An 18922-nucleotide genomic window follows, 5' to 3' on the forward strand; every position below is an offset into this window, starting at 1 on the left:
CTCGATTGTTGCTAGATGACAATAATGTCATGCGTTTGATGCGGTTTATAGTGACCGCCACTCTTGCCTAGACTGCAAGGATGCCAATCACCCACCGAGAGGATGGATCATGAAGTCTCGTGCCGCCGTGGCCCTGGAAGCGGGTCAGCCCCTGCAGTTGACCGAGATCGATGTCGAGGGCCCGAAGTCCGGCGAGGTGCTGGTGCGCATGGCCGCCACCAGTGTCTGCCATACCGACGCCTACACCCTTTCCGGTGCCGACCCGGAGGGCAACTTTCCCGCGGTGCTGGGCCATGAGGGTGCCGGTATTGTCGAGGAAGTGGGCGAGGGCGTTACCAGCCTGCGTCCGGGCGATCATGTCATTCCGCTGTATACGGCCGAATGTGGCAAGTGCAAGTTCTGCCTGTCCGGCAAGACCAACCTGTGTGGTTCGGTACGTGCCACTCAGGGCAAGGGCGTGATGCCGGATGGCACCAGCCGTTTCTCCCTGGAAGGCAAGCCGCTTCATCATTACATGGGGACCTCCACTTTCAGCGAGTACACGGTACTGCCGGAGGTATCGCTGGCCTCGGTGTCGAAGCAGGCGCCCATGGACAAGATCTGCCTGCTGGGTTGCGGTGTCACCACCGGTATCGGCGCTGTCATGAACACCGCCAAGGTGGAGCCGGGCTCGACGGTAGCGGTCTTCGGTCTGGGGGCCATCGGCCTGGCGGTGATCCAGGGCGCGGTAATGGCCAAGGCGAGCCGCATCATCGCCATCGACGTCAATCCGGAGAAGTTCCAGCTCGCCGAGCAGTTCGGTGCCACCGAATTCGTTAATCCCAAGGATTACTCGGCCTCCATTCAGGAGGTAATCGTTGACCTGACCGACGGCGGTGTCGATTACTCCTTCGAGTGCATCGGCAATGTCAACGTCATGCGTTCAGCACTGGAGTGCTGCCACAAGGGCTGGGGCGAGTCGATCATCATCGGCGTGGCCGGTGCCGGCGAAGAGATCTCCACCCGTCCGTTCCAGCTGGTGACCGGTCGTGTCTGGAAAGGCTCCGCCTTCGGTGGCGTCAAGGGGCGCACCGAACTGCCGGGTTATGTCGAGCGTTACATGAACGGCGAGATCAATATCGACGACTTCATCACTCACGACATGCCTTTCGAGGAGATCAACGAGGCCTTCGACCTGCTGCACCGCGGCGAGAGTATTCGAACCGTGCTGCACTATTGATTGCCGGTTGCGCCATGCCGGTCGCTGGGTGAATCTGCTGGTGTGGGGCGACTCGTGCCGGCCTGGCGTCTGGCGGCGGTACCTTCCCGTGCCGCCATTGACCCGGCAACAGGATTGCCGGGTCAGGACTGAACCGATTTCCGTCATCGAGGAGACTGATCCATGACCATGACCGAGCATCTGGAGCTGGTCTCGGCCAACCGCAGCTTCGGTGGCTGGCACAAGCGCTACCGCCATCGTTCGCGAGCGCTGGACTGCGAGATGGTGTTCGCCATCTACCTGCCGCCGCAGGCCGAGACCGGGCGCGTGCCGCTGCTGTGGTGGCTATCGGGGCTGACCTGTACCGACGAGAACTTCATGCAGAAGGCCGGTGCCCAGCGCCTGGCCGCCGAACTGGGCATCGCCATCGTCTGCCCCGACACCAGCCCCCGGGGCCTGGATCTGCCGGGCGAGCATGACAGTTACGATTTCGGCTCCGGGGCGGGGTTCTACGTCAATGCCACCGAGGCGCCTTGGAAGGATCACTATCGGATGTACGATTACGTGGCCGAGGAGCTGCCGTCGGTGGTGCGCCAGCACTTTCCGGTCAATGGTCGCGAGTCGATCAGCGGGCACTCCATGGGAGGGCACGGGGCCTTGATCATGGCCCTGCGTCGTCCCGGCCACTATCGTTCGGTATCGGCGTTCGCCCCGGTGGTCAATCCGACCCAGAGCCCCTGGGGGCGCAAGGCCTTCAGCGCCTATCTGGGCGAGGATGTCAGCCGCTGGACCCAGTACGATGCCTGTGAGCTGGTGGCGCGCGGCGCCTCTCGCCAGCCGCTGTTCATCGACCAGGGCGAGGCCGATGACTTCCTGGACGAACAGCTTTGCCCCGCGCGGCTGGAGGCGGTATGCGCCGAACATGATCATCCGTTGACGCTGCGACGTCAGCCCGGTTATGACCACAGTTACTTCTTTATCGCCAGTTTCATCGACGATCATCTGCGTTATCACGCCGAACGCCTGCATGCGCAGTAACCGTAATGGACATTGTCGTCTAGACTCGCGCCGGCCCTCTCATGGGCCGGCGCTTTCGTTGGCGATGTCGTGTCGTATTCCAAAGCGGCATGTGCATATCTGGTGGCGACATCATTGTCGCAGAATACTGAGAAAGGGGCGTCGATAGGCAAATTTGACATGCTCGAAAACGACACAAAGATTACATTCTCGGTAGGGCTTGTCTGATCGCGACAGATGGCTCGGTCGACGGCGTCAGACGCCCTTCGACAATAACAAGATGGTCCATGACAACCGTGCTGGAGTTTCAAGATGACAACCGCTGCCCAGGCCCCGCCAAAGGCCACTCCCCAGACCCTGGGGTTCCTGCTGCTGGAAAACTTCACCCTGATCTCGCTGGCCTCGGCCATCGAGCCACTGCGTATGGCCAACCAACTGGCCGGTCGAGAACTCTATCGCTGGTACACGCTGACGGCGGATGGCAGTGCGGTACGCGCCAGTGATGGCCTGCAGGTCACACCTGATGCCTCTACCACGGTACCGCTGGCGCTGGATACGGTGATTGTCTGTGGTGGTGTAGCCCCGCATCGCAGCGTCCAGCGCGAACATGTCGCTTGGCTGCAGGCCCAGGCGCGTCGCTCTCGGCGACTGGGTTCGGTGTGCACGGGAAGTTGGGCGCTGGCCCGGGCGGGATTGCTGGATGGCTTCGAGACCAGCGTCCACTGGGAGTGCCTGGCCGCCATGCAGGAGGCCTTTCCCAAGGTAGCGTTGACCACCCGGTTGTTTTCCATCGATCGCGACCGGGCCACGTCGTCCGGTGGCACCGCGCCGCTGGACATGATGCTGACGCTGATTGGGCGGGACCATGGCCGCGAGCTGTCGGCGGGTATCTCCGAGATGTTCATCTACGACCGCGTGCGTGGCGAGCAGGACCAGCAACGCGTACCGCTCAAGCACGTGCTGGGCACCACCCAACCGCGTCTGCTGGAGATCGTCGCGCTGATGGAGGCCAACCTGGAGGAACCGATCAGCCTAGACGAGCTGGCCAATTACGTGAACGTCTCGCGTCGCCAGCTGGAGCGACTGTTCCAGAAGAACCTGCATTGCTCCCCGTCGCGCTACTACCTTAAACTGCGCCTGACTCGGGCTCGCCAACTGCTCAAGCAGACCCCGATGTCGATCATCGAGGTCGCATCGGCCTGCGGTTTCGTGTCCACGCCGCACTTTTCCAAGTGCTACCGCGAGTATTTCGGCATTCCGCCACGCGACGAGCGGTTGAGCAGCAGCGCCGTGGAGCTGGTGCCGCCGGTGCGGCTGGATCAGGACGCCGCCTCGATGCTGCAGTCGGCCTCCGCGTTCGAGGCCTTGCCCAATGAACCGGTCTCCGCTGCCATGACGGCCCTGGACCAGGCGCGAGGCGAGCCGACGTATGCCAGCGTGAGGTTGAGGACATGAGAGGAAGCCTAAGAGAGGTGTGATGCGGGAGTGGCTGCGACGGGTGGCTCGAGTCCTGGGGCTCGCGCTGCTGGGGTGGGTAGGGCTGTCCGTCCTGCTGGTCCTGATGTTTCGGGTGGTGCCGGTCGCCGGTTCCATGGTCATGGTCGAGCGCAAGGTGGAAGCCTGGCTCGCCGGTGAATCCCTGGATATTCGCCAGCAGTGGCGCCCCTGGTCGCAGCTTGCCGATAACGCCAAGCTGGCGGTGATCGCTGCCGAGGATCAGCGCTTTCCGAGCCATCACGGCTTCGACTTCGTCGAGTTGCGGCGTGCCGTGATGGCGAGCCTGAAGGGTAGTGATCTGCGCGGCGCCAGCACCCTCAGCCAGCAGACCGCCAAGAACCTCTTTCTCTGGACCGGTCGCAACTGGGTGCGCAAGGGGCTCGAGGCCTGGTTCACCCTGCTCATCGAGCTGCTGTGGCCCAAGGAGCGCATTCTCGAGGTCTATCTCAATATCGCCGAATGGGATAACGGCGTCTTCGGCCTGGAAGCGGCGGCGCAGCACTACTTCGGAGTGTCCGCCACCTCACTGACGCCCGCCCAGGCCAGCCGTCTGGCGGCCATCCTGCCTAATCCTCGTGGCTGGAGCGCCTCCCGCCCCGGCCCCTACGTGCTCCAGCGCAGCAACTGGATCCGTGGCCAGATGCGCAATCTGGGCCATGCCTATCTGGAGCGTTTGTAAAGCGTTTCGTCTATCTGTCGCGATCGCGACGCCCATGACGTTTTTGGGATTTTTCCGGTCGCTCCCAGGCGCCGAGCCAGGGGGGGCGAGGGCTATGCTGCCGGCATGATCATGTATCAACCGGAGCCCCGCCATGACCCCCGTCGAGCTGCACCAGGATGCCATCGTCATCGATGGTCTGATCATCGCCAAGTGGAATCGTGAACTCTTTGAAGATATGCACAAGGGCGGACTGACGGCTGCCAACTGCACCGTTTCCGTCTGGGAGGGTTTCCAGGCCACCGTCGACAATATCGTCGCGACCAACGCCCTGCTGGCCGAGTCCAGCGATCTGGTGCGCCCCGTGCACACCACGGCGGACATCACTCGGGCCAAGGAAGAAGGCAAGACCGGCATCATCTACGGCTTTCAGAATGCCCACGCCTTCGAGGATCAGATCGGCTACGTCGAGATCTTCAAGCGCCTCGGGGTTGGCATCGTGCAGATGTGCTACAACACCCAGAACCTGGTGGGCACCGGTTGCTACGAGCGTGACGGCGGCCTGTCCGGGTTCGGACGCGAGATCGTCGCCGAGATGAATCGCGTGGGCATCATGTGCGATCTCTCCCATGTCGGCGAGAAGACCTCCACCGAAGTCATCGAGGCCTCCGAGAAGCCGGTCTGCTATTCCCACTGCCTGCCTTCCGGGCTCAAGGACCATCCGCGCAACAAGTCCGACCAGGAACTGAAGTTCATCGCTGACCATGGCGGTTTCGTCGGCGTGACCATGTTCACCCCCTTCCTGCGGGCGGGCGTCGACGCCACCATCGACGACTATGTCGAGGCCATCGAGTACGTGATGAATATCGTCGGCGAGGATGCCATCGGCATTGGTACCGACTTCACCCAGGGCCAGGACCATAACTTCTTCGAGTGGCTGACCCACGACAAGGGCTACGCCCGTCGCCTGACCCGCTTCGGCCAGATCATCAATCCCGAAGGCATTCGCACCATCGGCGAGTTCGGCAATCTCACCGAGGCGTTGTTGCGCCGTGGCTTCAGCGAGCACCAGGTGCGCAAGATCATGGGCGAGAACTGGGTGCGCGTGCTCAAGGACGTCTGGGGTGAGTGAGGCTTCGGCGACAAGCCGCAAGCGATCATGCTACCTGTAGCCCTACCACAATAATCAGCAAGTTTGAGGAACAACACCGTGACCAAGATGGCTCCCGAACTGCCCATTGAGGTGGATGCCGAGACCGGCGTCTGGACCACCGATGCGTTGCCGATGCTCTACGTGCCGCGCCATTTCTTCATCAACAACCATGTGGCCGTCGAAGAAGCGCTCGGTGTCGAGACCTATGCCGACATTCTCTATCACGCCGGCTACAAGAGCGCCTGGCACTGGTGCGAGAAGGAAGCGGAGCTGCATGGTCTGAAGGATGAGGCGGTCTTCGAGCACTACATGAGGCGTCTTTCCCAGCGTGGCTGGGGCCGGTTCATCACCGAGCACATCGATCTCGAGGCCGGTACCTGCCGGGTACGTCTCGAGCATAGCGCCTTCGTCTACCAACTGGGCAAGGTCGGGCGCCGGGTCGAGTATATGTTCACCGGGTGGTTCGCCGGTGCCATGGACCAGATCCTCGCCGCACGGGGCAGTCAGCTGCGCACCATCGCGGAACAGACCCAGAGCGCCGCTGAAGAGGGCTGTGACGTTGGCTACTTCGTCACCGTGCCGCGTGAACCCCGGGATCAAGGCTGAGGAGAGAGACCATGGCGTTCGATGCGATGTTCCAGCCGATCCAGATCGGCAACCTGACCATTCGTAACCGGGTGGTGAGCACCGCCCATGCCGAGGTGCATGCCACCGATGGCGGCATGACCACGGAGCGTTACGTCAAATACTACGAGGAAAAGGCCAAGGGAGGCTGCGGCCTGTGCATCTGCGGCGGCTCCTCGATCGTCTCCATCGACAGTCCCCAGGCCTGGTGGAGCTCGGTGAACCTGTCCACCGACCGCATCATTCCGCACTTCCAGAATCTGGCGGACGCCGTGCACAAGCACGGCGGCAAGATCATGATTCAGATCACCCACATGGGGCGCCGTTCGCGCTGGGACGGTTTCGACTGGCCGAACTTGGTGTCGCCTTCCGGCATCCGCGAGCCGGTCCACCGCTCCACCTGCAAGACCATTGAGGAAGAGGACATCTGGCGCATCGTCGGCGACTTCGCCCAGGCCGCGCGTCGTGCCAAGGAAGGTGGACTGGATGGTGTCGAGCTTTCCGCTGTCCACCAGCACTTGATGGACCAATTCTGGAGTCCTCGCGTCAACAAGCGTACCGACCAATGGGGCGGCAGTTTCGAGAACCGCATGCGTTTCGGCATGGAGGTGCTCAAGGCCGTTCGCGAGGAAGTTGGCGACGATTTCGTGGTGGGCATGCGCATCTGTGGTGACGAGTTCCACCCGGACGGCCTGTCCCACGAGGACATGAAGCAGATCGCCGCCTATTACGATGCCACAGGCCAGGTCGACTTCTTCGGCGTGGTCGGCTCCGGCTGCGATACGCACGACACCCTGGCCAATGTGATTCCCAACATGTCCTATCCGCCGGAGCCCTTCCTGCACTTGGCGGCGGGTATCAAGGAAGTGGTCAAGGTACCGGTGATCCATGCCCAGAACATCAAGGATCCCAATCAGGCCAATCGGATCCTCGAGGGTGGGCACGTCGATCTGGTGGGCATGACCCGTGCGCATATCGCCGATCCGCATCTCATCACCAAGATCAAGATGGATCAGGTCGACCGGATCAAGCAGTGCGTGGGCGCCAACTACTGCATCGATCGCCAGTATCAGGGCCTGGACGTGCTGTGCATCCAGAATGCCGCCACCTCCCGTGAGTACTTGGGAATGCCGCACGAGATCGAGGTCACGGAAGGGCCCAAGCGTCGCGTGGTCGTGGTGGGCGGCGGTCCCGGTGGCATGGAAGCGGCCCGTGTCGCCGCCGAGCGTGGGCACGAGGTGACCCTGTTCGAAGCCGCCGAACAGCTCGGTGGCCAGATCACCATCGCCGCCAAGGCACCGCAGCGCGATCAGATCGCCGGTATCACCCGCTGGTATCAACTCGAGCTGGCGCGGCTGGGCGTCGATCAGCGCCTGGGGACGCGGGCCGATGAGGCCACCATCCTCGACCTGCGCCCGGACGTCGTGGTGCTGGCCACGGGGGGCCGCCCCTTCCTCGAGCAGCACGAGGAGTGGGGCTACGACGAAGATCCCGACAAGAGCCTGGTGGTGAGTACCTGGGATGTCCTCGAAGGCCGCGTCGAGCCGGGCAAGAACGTCTTGATCTACGACACCATCTGCGAGTTTTCCGGTGTCTCGGCGGCGGACTACCTGGCCGACAAGGGGGCCAAGGTCGAAATCGTCACCGACGATATCAAACCGGGTTCCGCGGTGGGTGGCACCACCTTCCCGACCTACTATCGCAGCCTCTATGAGAAGGAGGTGATCATGTCCTCCGACCTGGGGCTGCACAAGGTCTACCGCGAGGGCGAATCGTTGGTGGCGGTACTCGAGAACGAATATACCGGTGCCCAGGAAGAGCGAGTGGTCGATCAGGTCGTGGTGGAGAACGGCGTTCGTCCCGATGAGGCGCTCTACTATGCCCTCAAGCCCCAGTCACGCAATAAGGGGCAGGTGGACCTCGAGGCCCTCTATGCCATCCAGCCGCAGCCCTGCCTGTCGGAGGAGGGAGACGGCTTGCTGCTGTTCCGTCTGGGAGACTGCACCTCGCCGCGCAATACGCATGCGGCGATCTATGACGCACTGCGGCTTTGTAAAGACTTCTGATTGGGCGAAAGCCTCAACAAGAAAGCCTCAACAAAGAGGGGAGCCGGACAGGCCGCGTAGTGAGGGTCTTTTGCCAGGGGCGAGGCGGAAGGAGAGGAGCTTCCAGTGGAGGTTCTTCCCGCCGAGCGGGTTGGCCAGGATGGCTAGCCCGGCCCTGCAAGCGGCACAGGGCGCTTCGCAGTTGCCCAGGAATGGGTTCACAGCGCCCTCACAGAGGCCTGTCGCCGGAAATGCCCCGATACCAAAACCCACGGCTCCTGAGACGAGGTGAGCACCATGCTCGACACCCTCCTGCCGATATTGATCTTCTCCGTCCTGGCGCTGGCTGCGGTCGGCGCGGTGCGACGCGTTCGCCTGTGGCGCCAGGGGCGGCCCGCCAGGGTCGATTTGCTGCGCGGTCTTGCCGCCATGCCGCGTCGTTATCTGGTGGACCTGCACCATGTCGTGGCACGCGACAAAGTGATGTCCAATACCCACGTGGCCACCGCTGGTGGCTTCGTCGCCGCGGCCGTGCTGATGGTTCTGGTGCATGGTTTCGGGCTGGCCGAGGGGGTGCTCGGTTGGCTGCTGCTGGCCGCCAGTGCCACCATGTTTGTTGGCAGCCTGTTTGTGGCACGCCGTCGCCGTAACCCGCCGGCCCGCCTTTCCCGGGGGCCCTGGATGCGCTTGCCCAAGAGTCTGATGGCTTTTTCGCTGAGCGTCTTCGTTATTACCTTGCCCGCTGTGGGCCTGTTGCCCGAGGACTTTGGGAGCTGGATTCTAGCGCTGGTGCTGGCTGCCGTGCTGGCCTGGGGCCTGGGCGAGATGGTCTTCGGCATGGCATGGGGCGGGCCTATGAAGCATGCCTTTGCCGGCGCCCTGCATCTGGCCTTCCATCGCCGTGCTGAGCGGTTTTCCACCAAGGAGGGCGAGGGTAAGCGCTCTACCGGTCTCAAAGCACTGAACCTGGACGACGAGAACGCCACCCTGGGCGTCGAGAAGCCTGCCGATTTCACCTGGAACCAGTTGCTGGGATTCGACGCTTGCGTACAGTGCGGGCGTTGCGAGGCGGTGTGCCCGGCCTTCGCCGCGGGCCAGCCGCTCAACCCCAAGAAACTGATTCAGGACATGGTAGTGGGCATGGCCGGTGGCAGCGATGCTCGGTATGCCGGCAGCCCCTATCCGGATCGGCCGGTAGGCGAGCATCATGGCTCGCCCCACGGCCCCATTGTGGCCCGGGAAGGCAAGGCGCTGGTCGACGCCGAGACGCTGTGGTCCTGTACCACCTGCCGGGCTTGTGTCGAGGAATGTCCGATGATGATCGAACACGTCGATGCCATCGTCGACATGCGGCGCTTCCTGACCCTGGAGCATGGCCAGACGCCTGGCAAGGGCGCCGAAGTGCTCGACAACCTGATCGCCACCGACAACCCTGGCGGCTTCGACCCCGGTGCGCGGATGCACTGGGCCGCCGACCTGGAGCTGCCATTGATGTCACAGTGCGGCCAGGCCGAAGTACTGCTGTGGCTGGGTGATGGCGCCTACGACATGCGTAACCAACGGACCCTGCGTGCCCTGATCAAGGTGCTGCGTGCCGCCGGAGTCGACTTCGCGGTGCTGGGCGACGAGGAGCGGGACAGTGGCGATGTGGCGCGCCGATTGGGCGACGAGGCGACCTTCCAGTCGCTGGCCCGTCGCAATATCGCCACGCTGTCGAAGTATCGCTTCGAGCGCATCGTTACCTGCGACCCGCACAGCTTCCATGTGCTGGGCAACGAGTATGGCGAGTTGGGTGGCGACTATGCGGTCTCCCACCACAGCACCTTCATCGCCGAATTGTACGATGCCGGACGCCTCGATTTCCGCGCCTGGAAAGGAGGACGTGTGACCTATCACGATCCCTGCTATCTCGGCCGCTACAACGGCGAGTTCGAGGCGCCGCGCAATGTGCTCAAGGCGTTGGGCATCGAGGTGGCCGAAATGCAACGTTCCGGCTTCCGCTCGCGCTGTTGCGGCGGTGGTGGCGGTGCGCCGATCACCGATGTGCCTGGCAAGCAGCGGATTCCCGACATGCGCATGGGCGATGTTCAGGAAACCGGTGCCGACCTGGTCGCCGTTGGCTGCCCGCAGTGCACGGCCATGCTGGAAGGCGTGGTCGACAGCGATGCCGAGGTCCGCGACATCGCCGAGCTGGTGGCGGATGCCCTGGTCGAAGGCGCGCCTTCCAGCACGCCCGGACCGGCGTCGACCCGGCAGCCATTGGCTGAGGAGGTGGCGTGATGAGTGATATCAACCGGCGCGACCCGCGCAAGGAATGGATCGCCCGCAATCGCCTGCATCCGCAGCATCTGGAAGTTCTGGCGGAGTTGGGCCAGGGGGCGACCAGCGAATGGATGGGGCCGAACGGTGTGCTCCGTCGTAACCCCCATGCGATAGGCTTCATCGGTCCCAATGGCATCAAGCGAATCGACCGCAGTGGTGCCCAGCAGGGCGTGGCTGGCGGTGGAACTTCGACGTCGACCGTGGTCCAGAAGCCGCTGGTCGAGATCGATGACCCGGCCTTTACGGTCGTGGTGGTGCCGGACATGGCCGGTGGCCGCCTGAGCAGCCATGACCGGGACCTGCTCGGTCTAGCGCGCCGCTTTGCCGATGCGAACTCGGATGAGCAGGGCGCTGTCGTGGCCGTCATTTTCGGTTCCCACAAGGAGACGAGTTTCGACGAGGCGGGCATCGACCGCCTGCTGCATCTCGACTCGTCGGACGTGACGGGCTATGCGCCCGAGGCGCGGTTGGGTGCTCTGGCAATGGTCGAGCAGGCCTGGGCGCCCCGGTATTGGCTGTTGCCGGACTCCAAACTGGGCGGCGGTGAGATGGGGCGGCGCCTGGCGGCACGCCTCGGCGAGCGGCCGGCGACGGGTGTCTGGCAAGTCGAGGCGGATGCTGAAATCCCTTCGGGATGGCGCTGCATCGCGCGGGGCGCTGCGGAGTCGGTGGATATACAGCGCCCCCTGCCGCGGGTCGCGCTGGCCCTGGCCGAATGTGCCGAGCCGGTCAGCGAGACGCGCCATGCCGCCGACGAGTTGGCCTTGCCCCAGCCGTTGCCGTCGATGTTGTCACGCATTGAGGACCTCGGTCAGGTACCGGTCGATCCATCCGGTGTCGCCCTGTCCGAGGCCGAGTTCATCCTGTCCGCCGGCAATGGCGTCAAGGATTGGGAAGGCTATCATCACGCCGCCGAGGTATTGGGGGCCACCGAAGGGGCGTCCCGAGTGGCGGTGGACGATGGCTTCATGGCACGCGACCGTCAGGTTGGCGCCACCGGCACTTGGGTGACGGCCCGGGTCTATGTGGCCGTGGGCATCAGTGGTGCCATCCAGCATCTGCAGGGCATCCAGACGTGCGAGAAAGTGGTAGCGATCAACATGGATCCGGGGTGCGACATGATCAAGCGTGCCGATCTGGCGGTGATCGGTGATTCGGCCCGGATACTCGAGGCTCTGGTCACTCTGGTGGAACAAGCGCGAGAGGAGAAACGCGATGCGGCCTGACACAACCATGATGCCAGCGCTGGAGGTGACGGCGCTGGTTTCCATCGGTCGTCATCCGGTGACCGGCAGGGCGAGGCGTGCCGATCAGGATGCTCGGGGCGTGGAGCTGGCGAGGTCGCTGGCGAACGCCGAGGTAAGCCTGTTGCATGCCGGTGAGCTGGCAGAGGCGAGTGAGCCGGCGTTGCGAGGCTATCTGGGCATGGGTTTCTCCGAACTGTCGTTGCTCGAGCAGCCTGAAGGCGCCGATGTGCTTCCCGCGCTTGCCGAAGCTCTGGACGCGGCCTCGCCACATCTGGTGATCACCGGCGAACGTGCCGAATGCGGAGAAGGATCGGGATTGTTGCCCTACCTGCTGGCCGAGCGTCTCGGATGGCCCCTGGTGAGTGGCCTGGCGGCGGTGGAAGGCGTCGAGGATGGCGTGGCGACCCTGCTGCAAGCCTTGCCGCGCGGGCAGCGGCGGCGTCTCAAGGTGCGTCTGCCAGCCATCGTTACCGTCGACGGTGCGGCTCCCGCGCCTCGTCAGAGTGCCTATGGACCGGCACGCCGCGGAAGCTTCGAGACGATCGCTGGATCGGTCAGCCATGACGAGGAATGGGACCAGTGGCAGGTGCAGCCCGCCCGCAAGCGTCCCAAGCGTCTGAAGATCGTCAAGGCGGCATCGGCTCGGGATCGTTTCAAGGCTGCGGCGGCCAAGGCTGAAGGCGGTGGCGGTCAGGTGCTGACGGATGTCACGCCGGAGCAGGGCGCCGAGGCGATCCTCAAGCTGCTGCGTGAGGAAGAAGTGCTGCGTTGATGCCAGAGGAAGTGCGCCCGCAAGATGGCGTTATGACACGCAAACGGCGGCCCGAAGGCCGCCGTTTGCGTGTTGCCGATACCCGGAACGAGAATTAGATCTCGGCCATGGCGCTGGTGAAGCCCATCAGCGAGATATTCATGTCCATGCGCTGACCGTTCGGCGCGATCAGGCTCAGGGTTGCCGTGCTGCCGCCACGCAGGCTTTGCAACAGCGAGGACTGGAGCGGGACATCGGCGCGGCAGCCCTGTTGCTGGCAGACCTGGTAAGGGAACTGAACCGGCTCGCCGTTATCGACGCTGAGTTGCAGGCCCGGTGCCAGGCGAACACCCAGCGGCATCAGGAAGGTCATTACCGGACTGTCGACCTGGGGCGGATTGGCGATGACCACGCGCATCATCGGCTGGTCGCTGTCGGCATTGTTGATGATCTGATTCATGGTGCAGGGACCCTGGCTGGCGTCCTGTGGGCAGATCACTTCCCAATCCTGGAACTGCTGGGTGTTGACGTTAGCGTTGCCTGTCGGCTGTTGCTGGGCGAAGGCCTGGGGCACGAAGGCCATCAGTGAAAGTAACGCGGCAAGACAGAGGCGCGGTACGAGGCGGTCAAACATATGCGGCGATCTCCTGTGGTGACAGCGAATCCGTATCGCTGAAGTGGTTCAACATGACTATCACCTCCGCAGCGAATTCGCCAGGAGGCGATGTCGGTGGCTTCCCGTATCGGGACAATTCCATGCCCTTGTCATGACCGGAAATGCACCACTCGTTCATCTCGAGACTCTTTGTAAATCAATGTCCCTGTATCGGGCAACCGCAGTCGCTTGAACAAGGGTGAAAAACGCAAGTGGATGACGCCGCGACATGCGTCGATGTCGTGGCCCCCGGTTGCCGCTGGATGGCTGCCGCTGGATGGTTGACAGCGCTTCGATCAGCGAAGTAAAAGATAAGCACCGGTTCATATTCAGGATCGGTGCCAACCAACGTTTCAGACGAGTCGATGACATGGTTCATCCGAGCACAGCAGCAGGTTATGGCCTTGCCATCATGCAATCGCATGATTGGCGAGTTCTTGCCTGTCCGCGTGCTGTCGAACGAGTCTGACTCCTCGCAGGCCGCGGATCTTGCCGCGGCCTGTGCCATGCTGTTCGGGTGATCATCACCCGCCTCGACAAGATCCCGGCCTCCTCGACATTCAACGAAGGAGACCGAGATATGATGCTTTTCTCACTGTTCCATCGCCTGCCCCGGTATCTGGGCGGCTCGCGTCGTCGTGTATCCCCCGAACCCCTGACCCGGCTTAATGCGCACCTGCTGCGTGACATCGGGCTGCATGTCGAGGGCGGCGTCGTTCGGCCACTCAATCCGAGCATTGTGCCGGCCCCACGCCGCACGGATGCCGCCGCCCCCTTGACTGGCAGGCCGCCGGTGGCCGCGCGGCGCAGCGGCGCCGAGGTCTGTCCACACTGTGGCATGGCCCTGACCTAGGCATTGTCTGAAAACTGCCTGCGCTCGGTTATACGACGTTGAAAATCTTCTCAAAATGCTCATTTACGCCTTGTAAACTCCGCGTTTTCGAAGATTTTCGCCTTGCCTAACCTTCGCTCGTCGACTTTTAAGACAGTACCTAGGGATGCCGCGGTCGCCGGATGCGGCCGCGGTATTTCGACGAGACGACGGGGTCGAGGTAACGGCCCCGCCGTTTCATTCCGTCCCCGGTCCAACCGAACTGGCGGAGGAGCTGGCCACTTCCGTCGGCTCTCGAGCGGGAACGCTTCGTGCTCGGGCGTGCCGACAAACGATGTCTCGTTTTGACATGACAGTGACTCGCTGGGAACAGTCCGCTTCCGTGGAGGGGCTATGGTCGAGAGGCGGAGATTCCGCCTCTCACCACAAGCCGAAGGAAGATAACCATGAGCACAGCCAACCGCGGTGTCGTCTACAAGGGCGCAGGGCAAGTCGCCGTCGAGTCGATTCCCTACCCGGAACTTGCGCTTGGCAATCGCAAATGCCAGCACGGCGTGATTCTCAAGGTCGTGACCACCAACATCTGTGGCAGTGACCAGCATATGGTACGAGGCCGCACCACGGCCCCCGAGGGGTTGGTTCTCGGCCACGAAATCACGGGCATCGTCATTGAAGCCGGACGCGATGTCGAGTTCATCAAGCCGGGCGATCTGGTCTCGGTACCCTTCAATATCGCCTGCGGTCGCTGCCGTAACTGCAAGGAAGGCCAGACCGGCATCTGTCTCAACGTCAACCCGGCGCGTCCCGGTGCCGCTTACGGTTACGTCGACATGGGTGGTTGGTCCGGTGGCCAAACCGACTACGTCATGGTGCCTTATGCCGACTTCAACCTGCTGAAATTCCCGGATGCCGATCAGGCGATGGAAAAGATCCGTGACCTGACCCTGCTGTCCGATATCTTCCCTACCGGCTTCCATGGTTGTGTCACCGCTGGCGTCGGCCCGGGCAGCACCGTTTACATCGCCGGCGCCGGTCCGGTTGGTCTGGCCGCGGCGGTATCCGCGCAGCTGCTGGGTGCGGCCTGCGTGATCGTCGGCGACATGGTCGAGGAACGCCTGGCCCAGGCCCGCAGCTTCGGCTGCGAGACCATTGACCTGACCCAGGATGGTGACATGGCCGACAAGATTGAGGTGATCCTGGGCGAGCGCGAGGTTGATGCCTTCGTCGACTGTGTCGGTTTCGAGGCTCACGCCTGTGGCTGCAACCACGGCAAGGAGGCACCCGCAACCGTGCTGAACTCCGCGATGTCGCTGACGCGTGCTGGCGGGCAGATCGGCATTCCGGGCCTGTACGTGACCGAAGATCCCGGTGCCGCTGACGAAGCCGCCAAGCAAGGCGCTCTGAGCATGCGCTTCGGCCAGGGCTGGGCGAAATCCCATTCCTTCCATACCGGTCAGTGCCCGGTCATGAAATATCACCGTCCGCTGATGCAGGCGATCCTGTTCGATAAGGTCAAGATCGCTGACGCGGTCAATGTGCAGATGATCACTCTGGATGAAGCGCCCAAAGGGTATGCCGACTTCGACGGTGGCGCGGCGAAGAAATTCGTCATGGATCCTCATGGCAGTGTCGCTGCCTGAGGTCGAAGGCGACGATATGGTGGCTCGACGAGGTCCACCCGGTTTTCCGGGTGGACCTCTTTTGGCATTGCCTGTCCCGCGGGACGATGCCAATCTTCGTCAATAGCAAAGCGTCACGCGCATCGCGGCCCAGCATCGTGCCGGGATACGTCGATGCGGCGATGGCCGAAGGGAGGATGACGCGATGATGATCGTTGAGCTGATCGATGGGGACGACTTTCGCGACCGGCTGGTCGCATTGGGGGTGCGCATCCCTGAGCACGCCTGTCCCGAAACCTGTGCGCGGATGGCGCTGCGCAAGCATATGGAAGTGGGGGTGCCAGGGCTGCAGGAACTGGTGCGCGAAATGATGGGCAAGGCGGATGTGTTGCTGCCCTCGGTGAGAGCGGCCATCGAGCGCTTTCTTCTACCCGGGCTGCGTTGAGTTGATTCGGCCCTGAATGCCGTCGGCCCCGAGAGACGGGGCCGACGATAGCGTCAGGCTGCGATTATCCTTCTGCCAGGCTCAGGTGGGAGGCGTAGCCGAGATTTTCCAGCATGCGCTCGCTGTACCAGTCGACGAAGTCGATCACGCCGAATTCGAAACTCTTGGAGTAGGGGCCCGGCTCATAGGCGGAGGAGTTGATGCCGCGCTGGTTCTCCTCGGCGAGTCGACGATCCTGGTCGTTGGTGGCGTCCCAGACGCGACGCATTTGCTCGGGATCGTAATCGACGCCCTCGACAGCATCCTTGTGCACCAGCCACTTGGTGGTCACCACCGTTTTCTGCGGTCCCAGCGGCAGGACCCGGAAGACCACGGCGTGATCGCCCATGAAATGGTTCCAGGAATTGGGCAGGTGCAGGATGCGCAACACGCCGAGGTCGGGGCTCGGCAATCTTCCCATCAGCTTCTTGCAGGCCTGCTTGCCATCCATGGTCATCGAGACAGTGCCGTCCAGCAGGGGAGTGCGGGTCAGACGGTTGCGTCGGCCTAACCGCTTGAGCTCCCAGGGCACGCCCATGGCTTGCCAATCCCCTTGCTTGCGCGCCACCAGTTCCTTGTAGGCCGGCGTGGCGCGAGGGTCTTCGCTGTCGTCGAATTCCTGCAGGGAGTTGAGCAGTTCCGGGTGTGCGCCGTTGCAGTGGTAGCACTCCCGGTTGTTCTCGATTACCAGTTTCCAGTTGGCCTGCTCGACGATGCTGGATTCCACGGCCACCTTGACGTTATCCATGTCGTAGAGGTCGAGGTAATGCTCCATAGTCTCCAGCAACTCATCGATGGCCGGTGGCTGTTCGGCCAGGCTGATGAAGATGTAGCCGCCGGCGGTCCTGACATGCACGGGCTTCAAGCCGTAGGCGGAAAGGTCGAAGTCCGGCCCCATGTCGGTACCGGCGAACAGTAGGCGCCCGTCGAGTTCGTAGGTCCACTGGTGATAGGGGCAGACCAGCTTGGCGACCTTGCCGCTGTCCTTCAGGCACAGCCGCGAACCGCGGTGCCGGCAGACGTTGTGGAACGCGTGTATCTCGCCATTGTTACCGCGCACGATGACCACCGGATTGTCCCCGATCTCAAGGGTGATGAAATTCCCCTTGGAGGGAAGCTCGCAGGTCAGGCCAGCGAACAGCCACTCTTTCGAGAAGATCTCCTGGATATCCAGCTGGAACAACCGTTCGTCGTTGTAGAACGGCTGTGGCAACGAGAAGTGGCGACGGCGCTGCGTCAACATCTCGGCCGTGGCATCGCGAGCCGCAGCCAGGGGATCATCCAGACGGGCGGGGGACAGGGAATCCATGGAAGCACTTCCTCATTGCAGGGCCACTCGCGTGACCTCAGGATTGTAGGGTTGGGAGCCGGTCAGGGTCGTGTGGGCCGCGCGACGGTGTAGGTCGTGGCGGATTGGAAGCGAGTGTGGAACAGCGCCGGATGCGGGAGTTGTCTACCGACGACGCAAGTCGATGCAGTTGCGACGCGGGATGCGAGAAAAATTGGTGCCTCTGGATGCCACGGATATGCCTGTGTCGCTGACAGGCAAGCCGATAAGCGAGGGGCTGCGCAGAATTCGCTCAACGGCAGGCGGGTACCGCGGTCGGACACCTCCATGCTGCAGCCTAGGCGACGCGACGATGACAATGAACTTTCTCAACCCCGTCACTACCCAGACCTGGACCAATGGCCGCCATCTGGTGCGTTGCGTCAAGGTGATCCAGGAGACCTGGGATACCCGTACCTTCTGTTTCATGGCCGAACAGCCGGTCATGTTCTTCTTCAAGCCGGGGCAGTTCGTCACCCTGGAACTGGAGATCAATGGCGAGCCGATCATGCGCTCCTACACCATTTCCAGTTCGCCGTCGGTTCCCTACAGCTTCTCGATCACCGTCAAGCGCATGCCGGGCGGCGTGGTGTCCAACTGGCTGCACGACAACCTGAGCATCAACGACGAACTGGCGGTGCATGGACCGGTCGGCAACTTCAATATCATCGACTATCCAACCGACAAGGTGCTGATGCTTTCCGGCGGCGTAGGGGTCACGCCGTTGATGTCCATGGTGCGCTGGTTGTTCGACACCAATGCCGCCGTCGATCTGCAGTTCGTGCACAGCGCGAGAACGCCCAAGGATCTGATCTTTCATCGTGAGCTGGAACATATCTTCTCGCGGATTCCCGAATTCAAGCTGCATATCGTCTGCGAGCGGGGCGACGAGCTGGGCGAGGCCTGGTCGGGTTTCCGCGGTTACCTGAATCAGGCGATGCTCGAGCTGATGGCGCCGGACTTCATGGATCGGGAGATCTTCTGCTGTGGCCCCACGCCTTACATGAATGCCGTCAAGCAACTGCTGAAGGCCAACGGCTTCGACATGGCGCATTACCATGAGGAGTCCTTCGGTGCCACGCCAATGGATGTCCAGGAAGAAGTCATCGAGAACGTCGAGCAGGCCGAGGCCGAGGCGGAAGAAGTCGATGCCGCCGACCTGGTCACCGTCGAGTTCAGTGCCACCGGCAAGAGCGTGAAGATCCTGCCAAACGAAACCGTGCATGCCGCTGCCTCAAAGCTTGGCCTGCACATTCCCAAGGCGTGTGGCATGGGGATCTGCGGCACATGTCGAGTGGGACTGTCCTCCGGCCAGGTGGAAATGGAGCACAATGGCGGGATCACCGAGGAGGACGTCGAGGAGGGTTACATCCTCTCCTGCTGCAGCAAGCCACTGGGCAATGTGGTGGTAGACTTCTGAGTCGACTCTCGCCCCAGAGGGATTGCGCCATCGTCCAACGACCGGGACACTGAAAAGTGCCCGGTCGTATACG

At 62.7% G+C, this 18922-nt stretch carries 16 protein-coding genes; 14 read left to right on the forward strand and 2 right to left on the reverse strand.

The features are described 5' to 3' along the window. The first annotated feature begins 109 nt into the window (after positions 1-109). The 10 genes from FZZ93_RS08015 to etfB all read left to right on the forward strand — a co-directional run bounded on the left by FZZ93_RS08015 (position 110) and on the right by etfB (position 12533). Positions 110-1219 carry an S-(hydroxymethyl)glutathione dehydrogenase/class III alcohol dehydrogenase gene (locus FZZ93_RS08015; RefSeq protein WP_149321793.1) on the forward strand — a complete coding sequence of 370 codons (1110 nt, stop codon included), beginning with the start codon at positions 110-112 and terminating at the stop codon, positions 1217-1219. Positions 1220-1381: 162 nt separating this feature from the next. Further along, on the forward strand, positions 1382-2236 hold the full coding sequence (fghA, locus tag FZZ93_RS08020) for an S-formylglutathione hydrolase (RefSeq protein ID WP_149321794.1): 855 nt from the start codon (positions 1382-1384) through the stop codon (positions 2234-2236). A 291-nt stretch (positions 2237-2527) separates the two neighbouring features. After that, complete coding sequence (gene gbdR / locus FZZ93_RS08025; RefSeq protein WP_149321795.1) at positions 2528-3670, forward strand: choline metabolism transcriptional regulator GbdR; 1143 nt, start codon at positions 2528-2530, stop codon at positions 3668-3670. Between the two features lie 22 nt (positions 3671-3692). After that, positions 3693-4391: a monofunctional biosynthetic peptidoglycan transglycosylase gene (gene mtgA, locus FZZ93_RS08030; RefSeq protein WP_149321796.1), complete on the forward strand. Its 699-nt coding sequence runs from the start codon at positions 3693-3695 to the stop codon at positions 4389-4391. A gap of 133 nt (positions 4392-4524) precedes the next feature. Beyond that, positions 4525-5502, forward strand: coding sequence for a dipeptidase (locus tag FZZ93_RS08035; RefSeq protein ID WP_149321797.1), 978 nt, complete (start codon positions 4525-4527; stop codon positions 5500-5502). 78 nt (positions 5503-5580) lie between these two features. Further along, complete coding sequence (locus FZZ93_RS08040; protein WP_149321798.1) at positions 5581-6129, forward strand: DUF5943 domain-containing protein; 549 nt, start codon at positions 5581-5583, stop codon at positions 6127-6129. Positions 6130-6140: 11 nt separating this feature from the next. Then, the gene (dgcA, locus tag FZZ93_RS08045) at positions 6141-8213 is read left to right on the forward strand and encodes a dimethylglycine demethylation protein DgcA (RefSeq protein WP_149321799.1); all 2073 of its coding nucleotides are present in this window, start codon (positions 6141-6143) and stop codon (positions 8211-8213) included. A 276-nt stretch (positions 8214-8489) separates the two neighbouring features. Then, a complete protein-coding gene (locus FZZ93_RS08050) occupies positions 8490-10472 on the forward strand; it encodes a (Fe-S)-binding protein (RefSeq protein WP_149321800.1) in 1983 nt (660 codons plus the stop codon). Further along, positions 10472-11740 (forward strand): electron transfer flavoprotein subunit alpha, encoded by a 1269-nt coding sequence (gene etfA / locus FZZ93_RS08055; protein WP_149321801.1) that lies wholly within the window; start codon positions 10472-10474, stop codon positions 11738-11740. The genes FZZ93_RS08050 and etfA overlap by 1 nt, the downstream gene beginning before the upstream one ends. Beyond that, positions 11730-12533: an electron transfer flavoprotein subunit beta gene (etfB, locus tag FZZ93_RS08060; protein WP_149321802.1), complete on the forward strand. Its 804-nt coding sequence runs from the start codon at positions 11730-11732 to the stop codon at positions 12531-12533. The genes etfA and etfB overlap by 11 nt, the downstream gene beginning before the upstream one ends. A 94-nt stretch (positions 12534-12627) precedes the next feature. Here etfB and FZZ93_RS08065 read toward each other — a convergent pair whose 3' ends face one another. Then, positions 12628-13146: an invasion associated locus B family protein gene (locus FZZ93_RS08065; protein ID WP_149321803.1), complete on the reverse strand. Its 519-nt coding sequence runs from the start codon at positions 13144-13146 to the stop codon at positions 12628-12630. Positions 13147-13747: 601 nt separating this feature from the next. Between FZZ93_RS08065 and FZZ93_RS08070 the strand changes: the two genes are divergently transcribed. The 3 genes from FZZ93_RS08070 to FZZ93_RS08080 all read left to right on the forward strand — a co-directional run bounded on the left by FZZ93_RS08070 (position 13748) and on the right by FZZ93_RS08080 (position 16063). After that, positions 13748-14020 carry a hypothetical protein gene (locus FZZ93_RS08070; protein WP_149321804.1) on the forward strand — a complete coding sequence of 91 codons (273 nt, stop codon included), beginning with the start codon at positions 13748-13750 and terminating at the stop codon, positions 14018-14020. A gap of 425 nt (positions 14021-14445) precedes the next feature. Beyond that, positions 14446-15639 carry a formaldehyde dehydrogenase, glutathione-independent gene (gene fdhA / locus FZZ93_RS08075; protein ID WP_149321805.1) on the forward strand — a complete coding sequence of 398 codons (1194 nt, stop codon included), beginning with the start codon at positions 14446-14448 and terminating at the stop codon, positions 15637-15639. A gap of 184 nt (positions 15640-15823) precedes the next feature. After that, positions 15824-16063: a hypothetical protein gene (locus FZZ93_RS08080; protein WP_149321806.1), complete on the forward strand. Its 240-nt coding sequence runs from the start codon at positions 15824-15826 to the stop codon at positions 16061-16063. 64 nt (positions 16064-16127) lie between these two features. Here FZZ93_RS08080 and FZZ93_RS08085 read toward each other — a convergent pair whose 3' ends face one another. Continuing rightward, on the reverse strand, positions 16128-17411 hold the full coding sequence (locus FZZ93_RS08085; RefSeq protein WP_149321807.1) for an aromatic ring-hydroxylating oxygenase subunit alpha: 1284 nt from the start codon (positions 17409-17411) through the stop codon (positions 16128-16130). Between the two features lie 331 nt (positions 17412-17742). Between FZZ93_RS08085 and FZZ93_RS08090 the strand changes: the two genes are divergently transcribed. Further along, positions 17743-18849 carry an FAD-binding oxidoreductase gene (locus tag FZZ93_RS08090; RefSeq protein ID WP_149321808.1) on the forward strand — a complete coding sequence of 369 codons (1107 nt, stop codon included), beginning with the start codon at positions 17743-17745 and terminating at the stop codon, positions 18847-18849. The last annotated feature ends 73 nt before the right edge of the window (positions 18850-18922 follow it).

It is taken from the genome of Halomonas eurihalina (assembly GCF_008274785.1).
GTDB classification, from domain to species: Bacteria; Pseudomonadota; Gammaproteobacteria; order Pseudomonadales; family Halomonadaceae; genus Halomonas; species Halomonas eurihalina.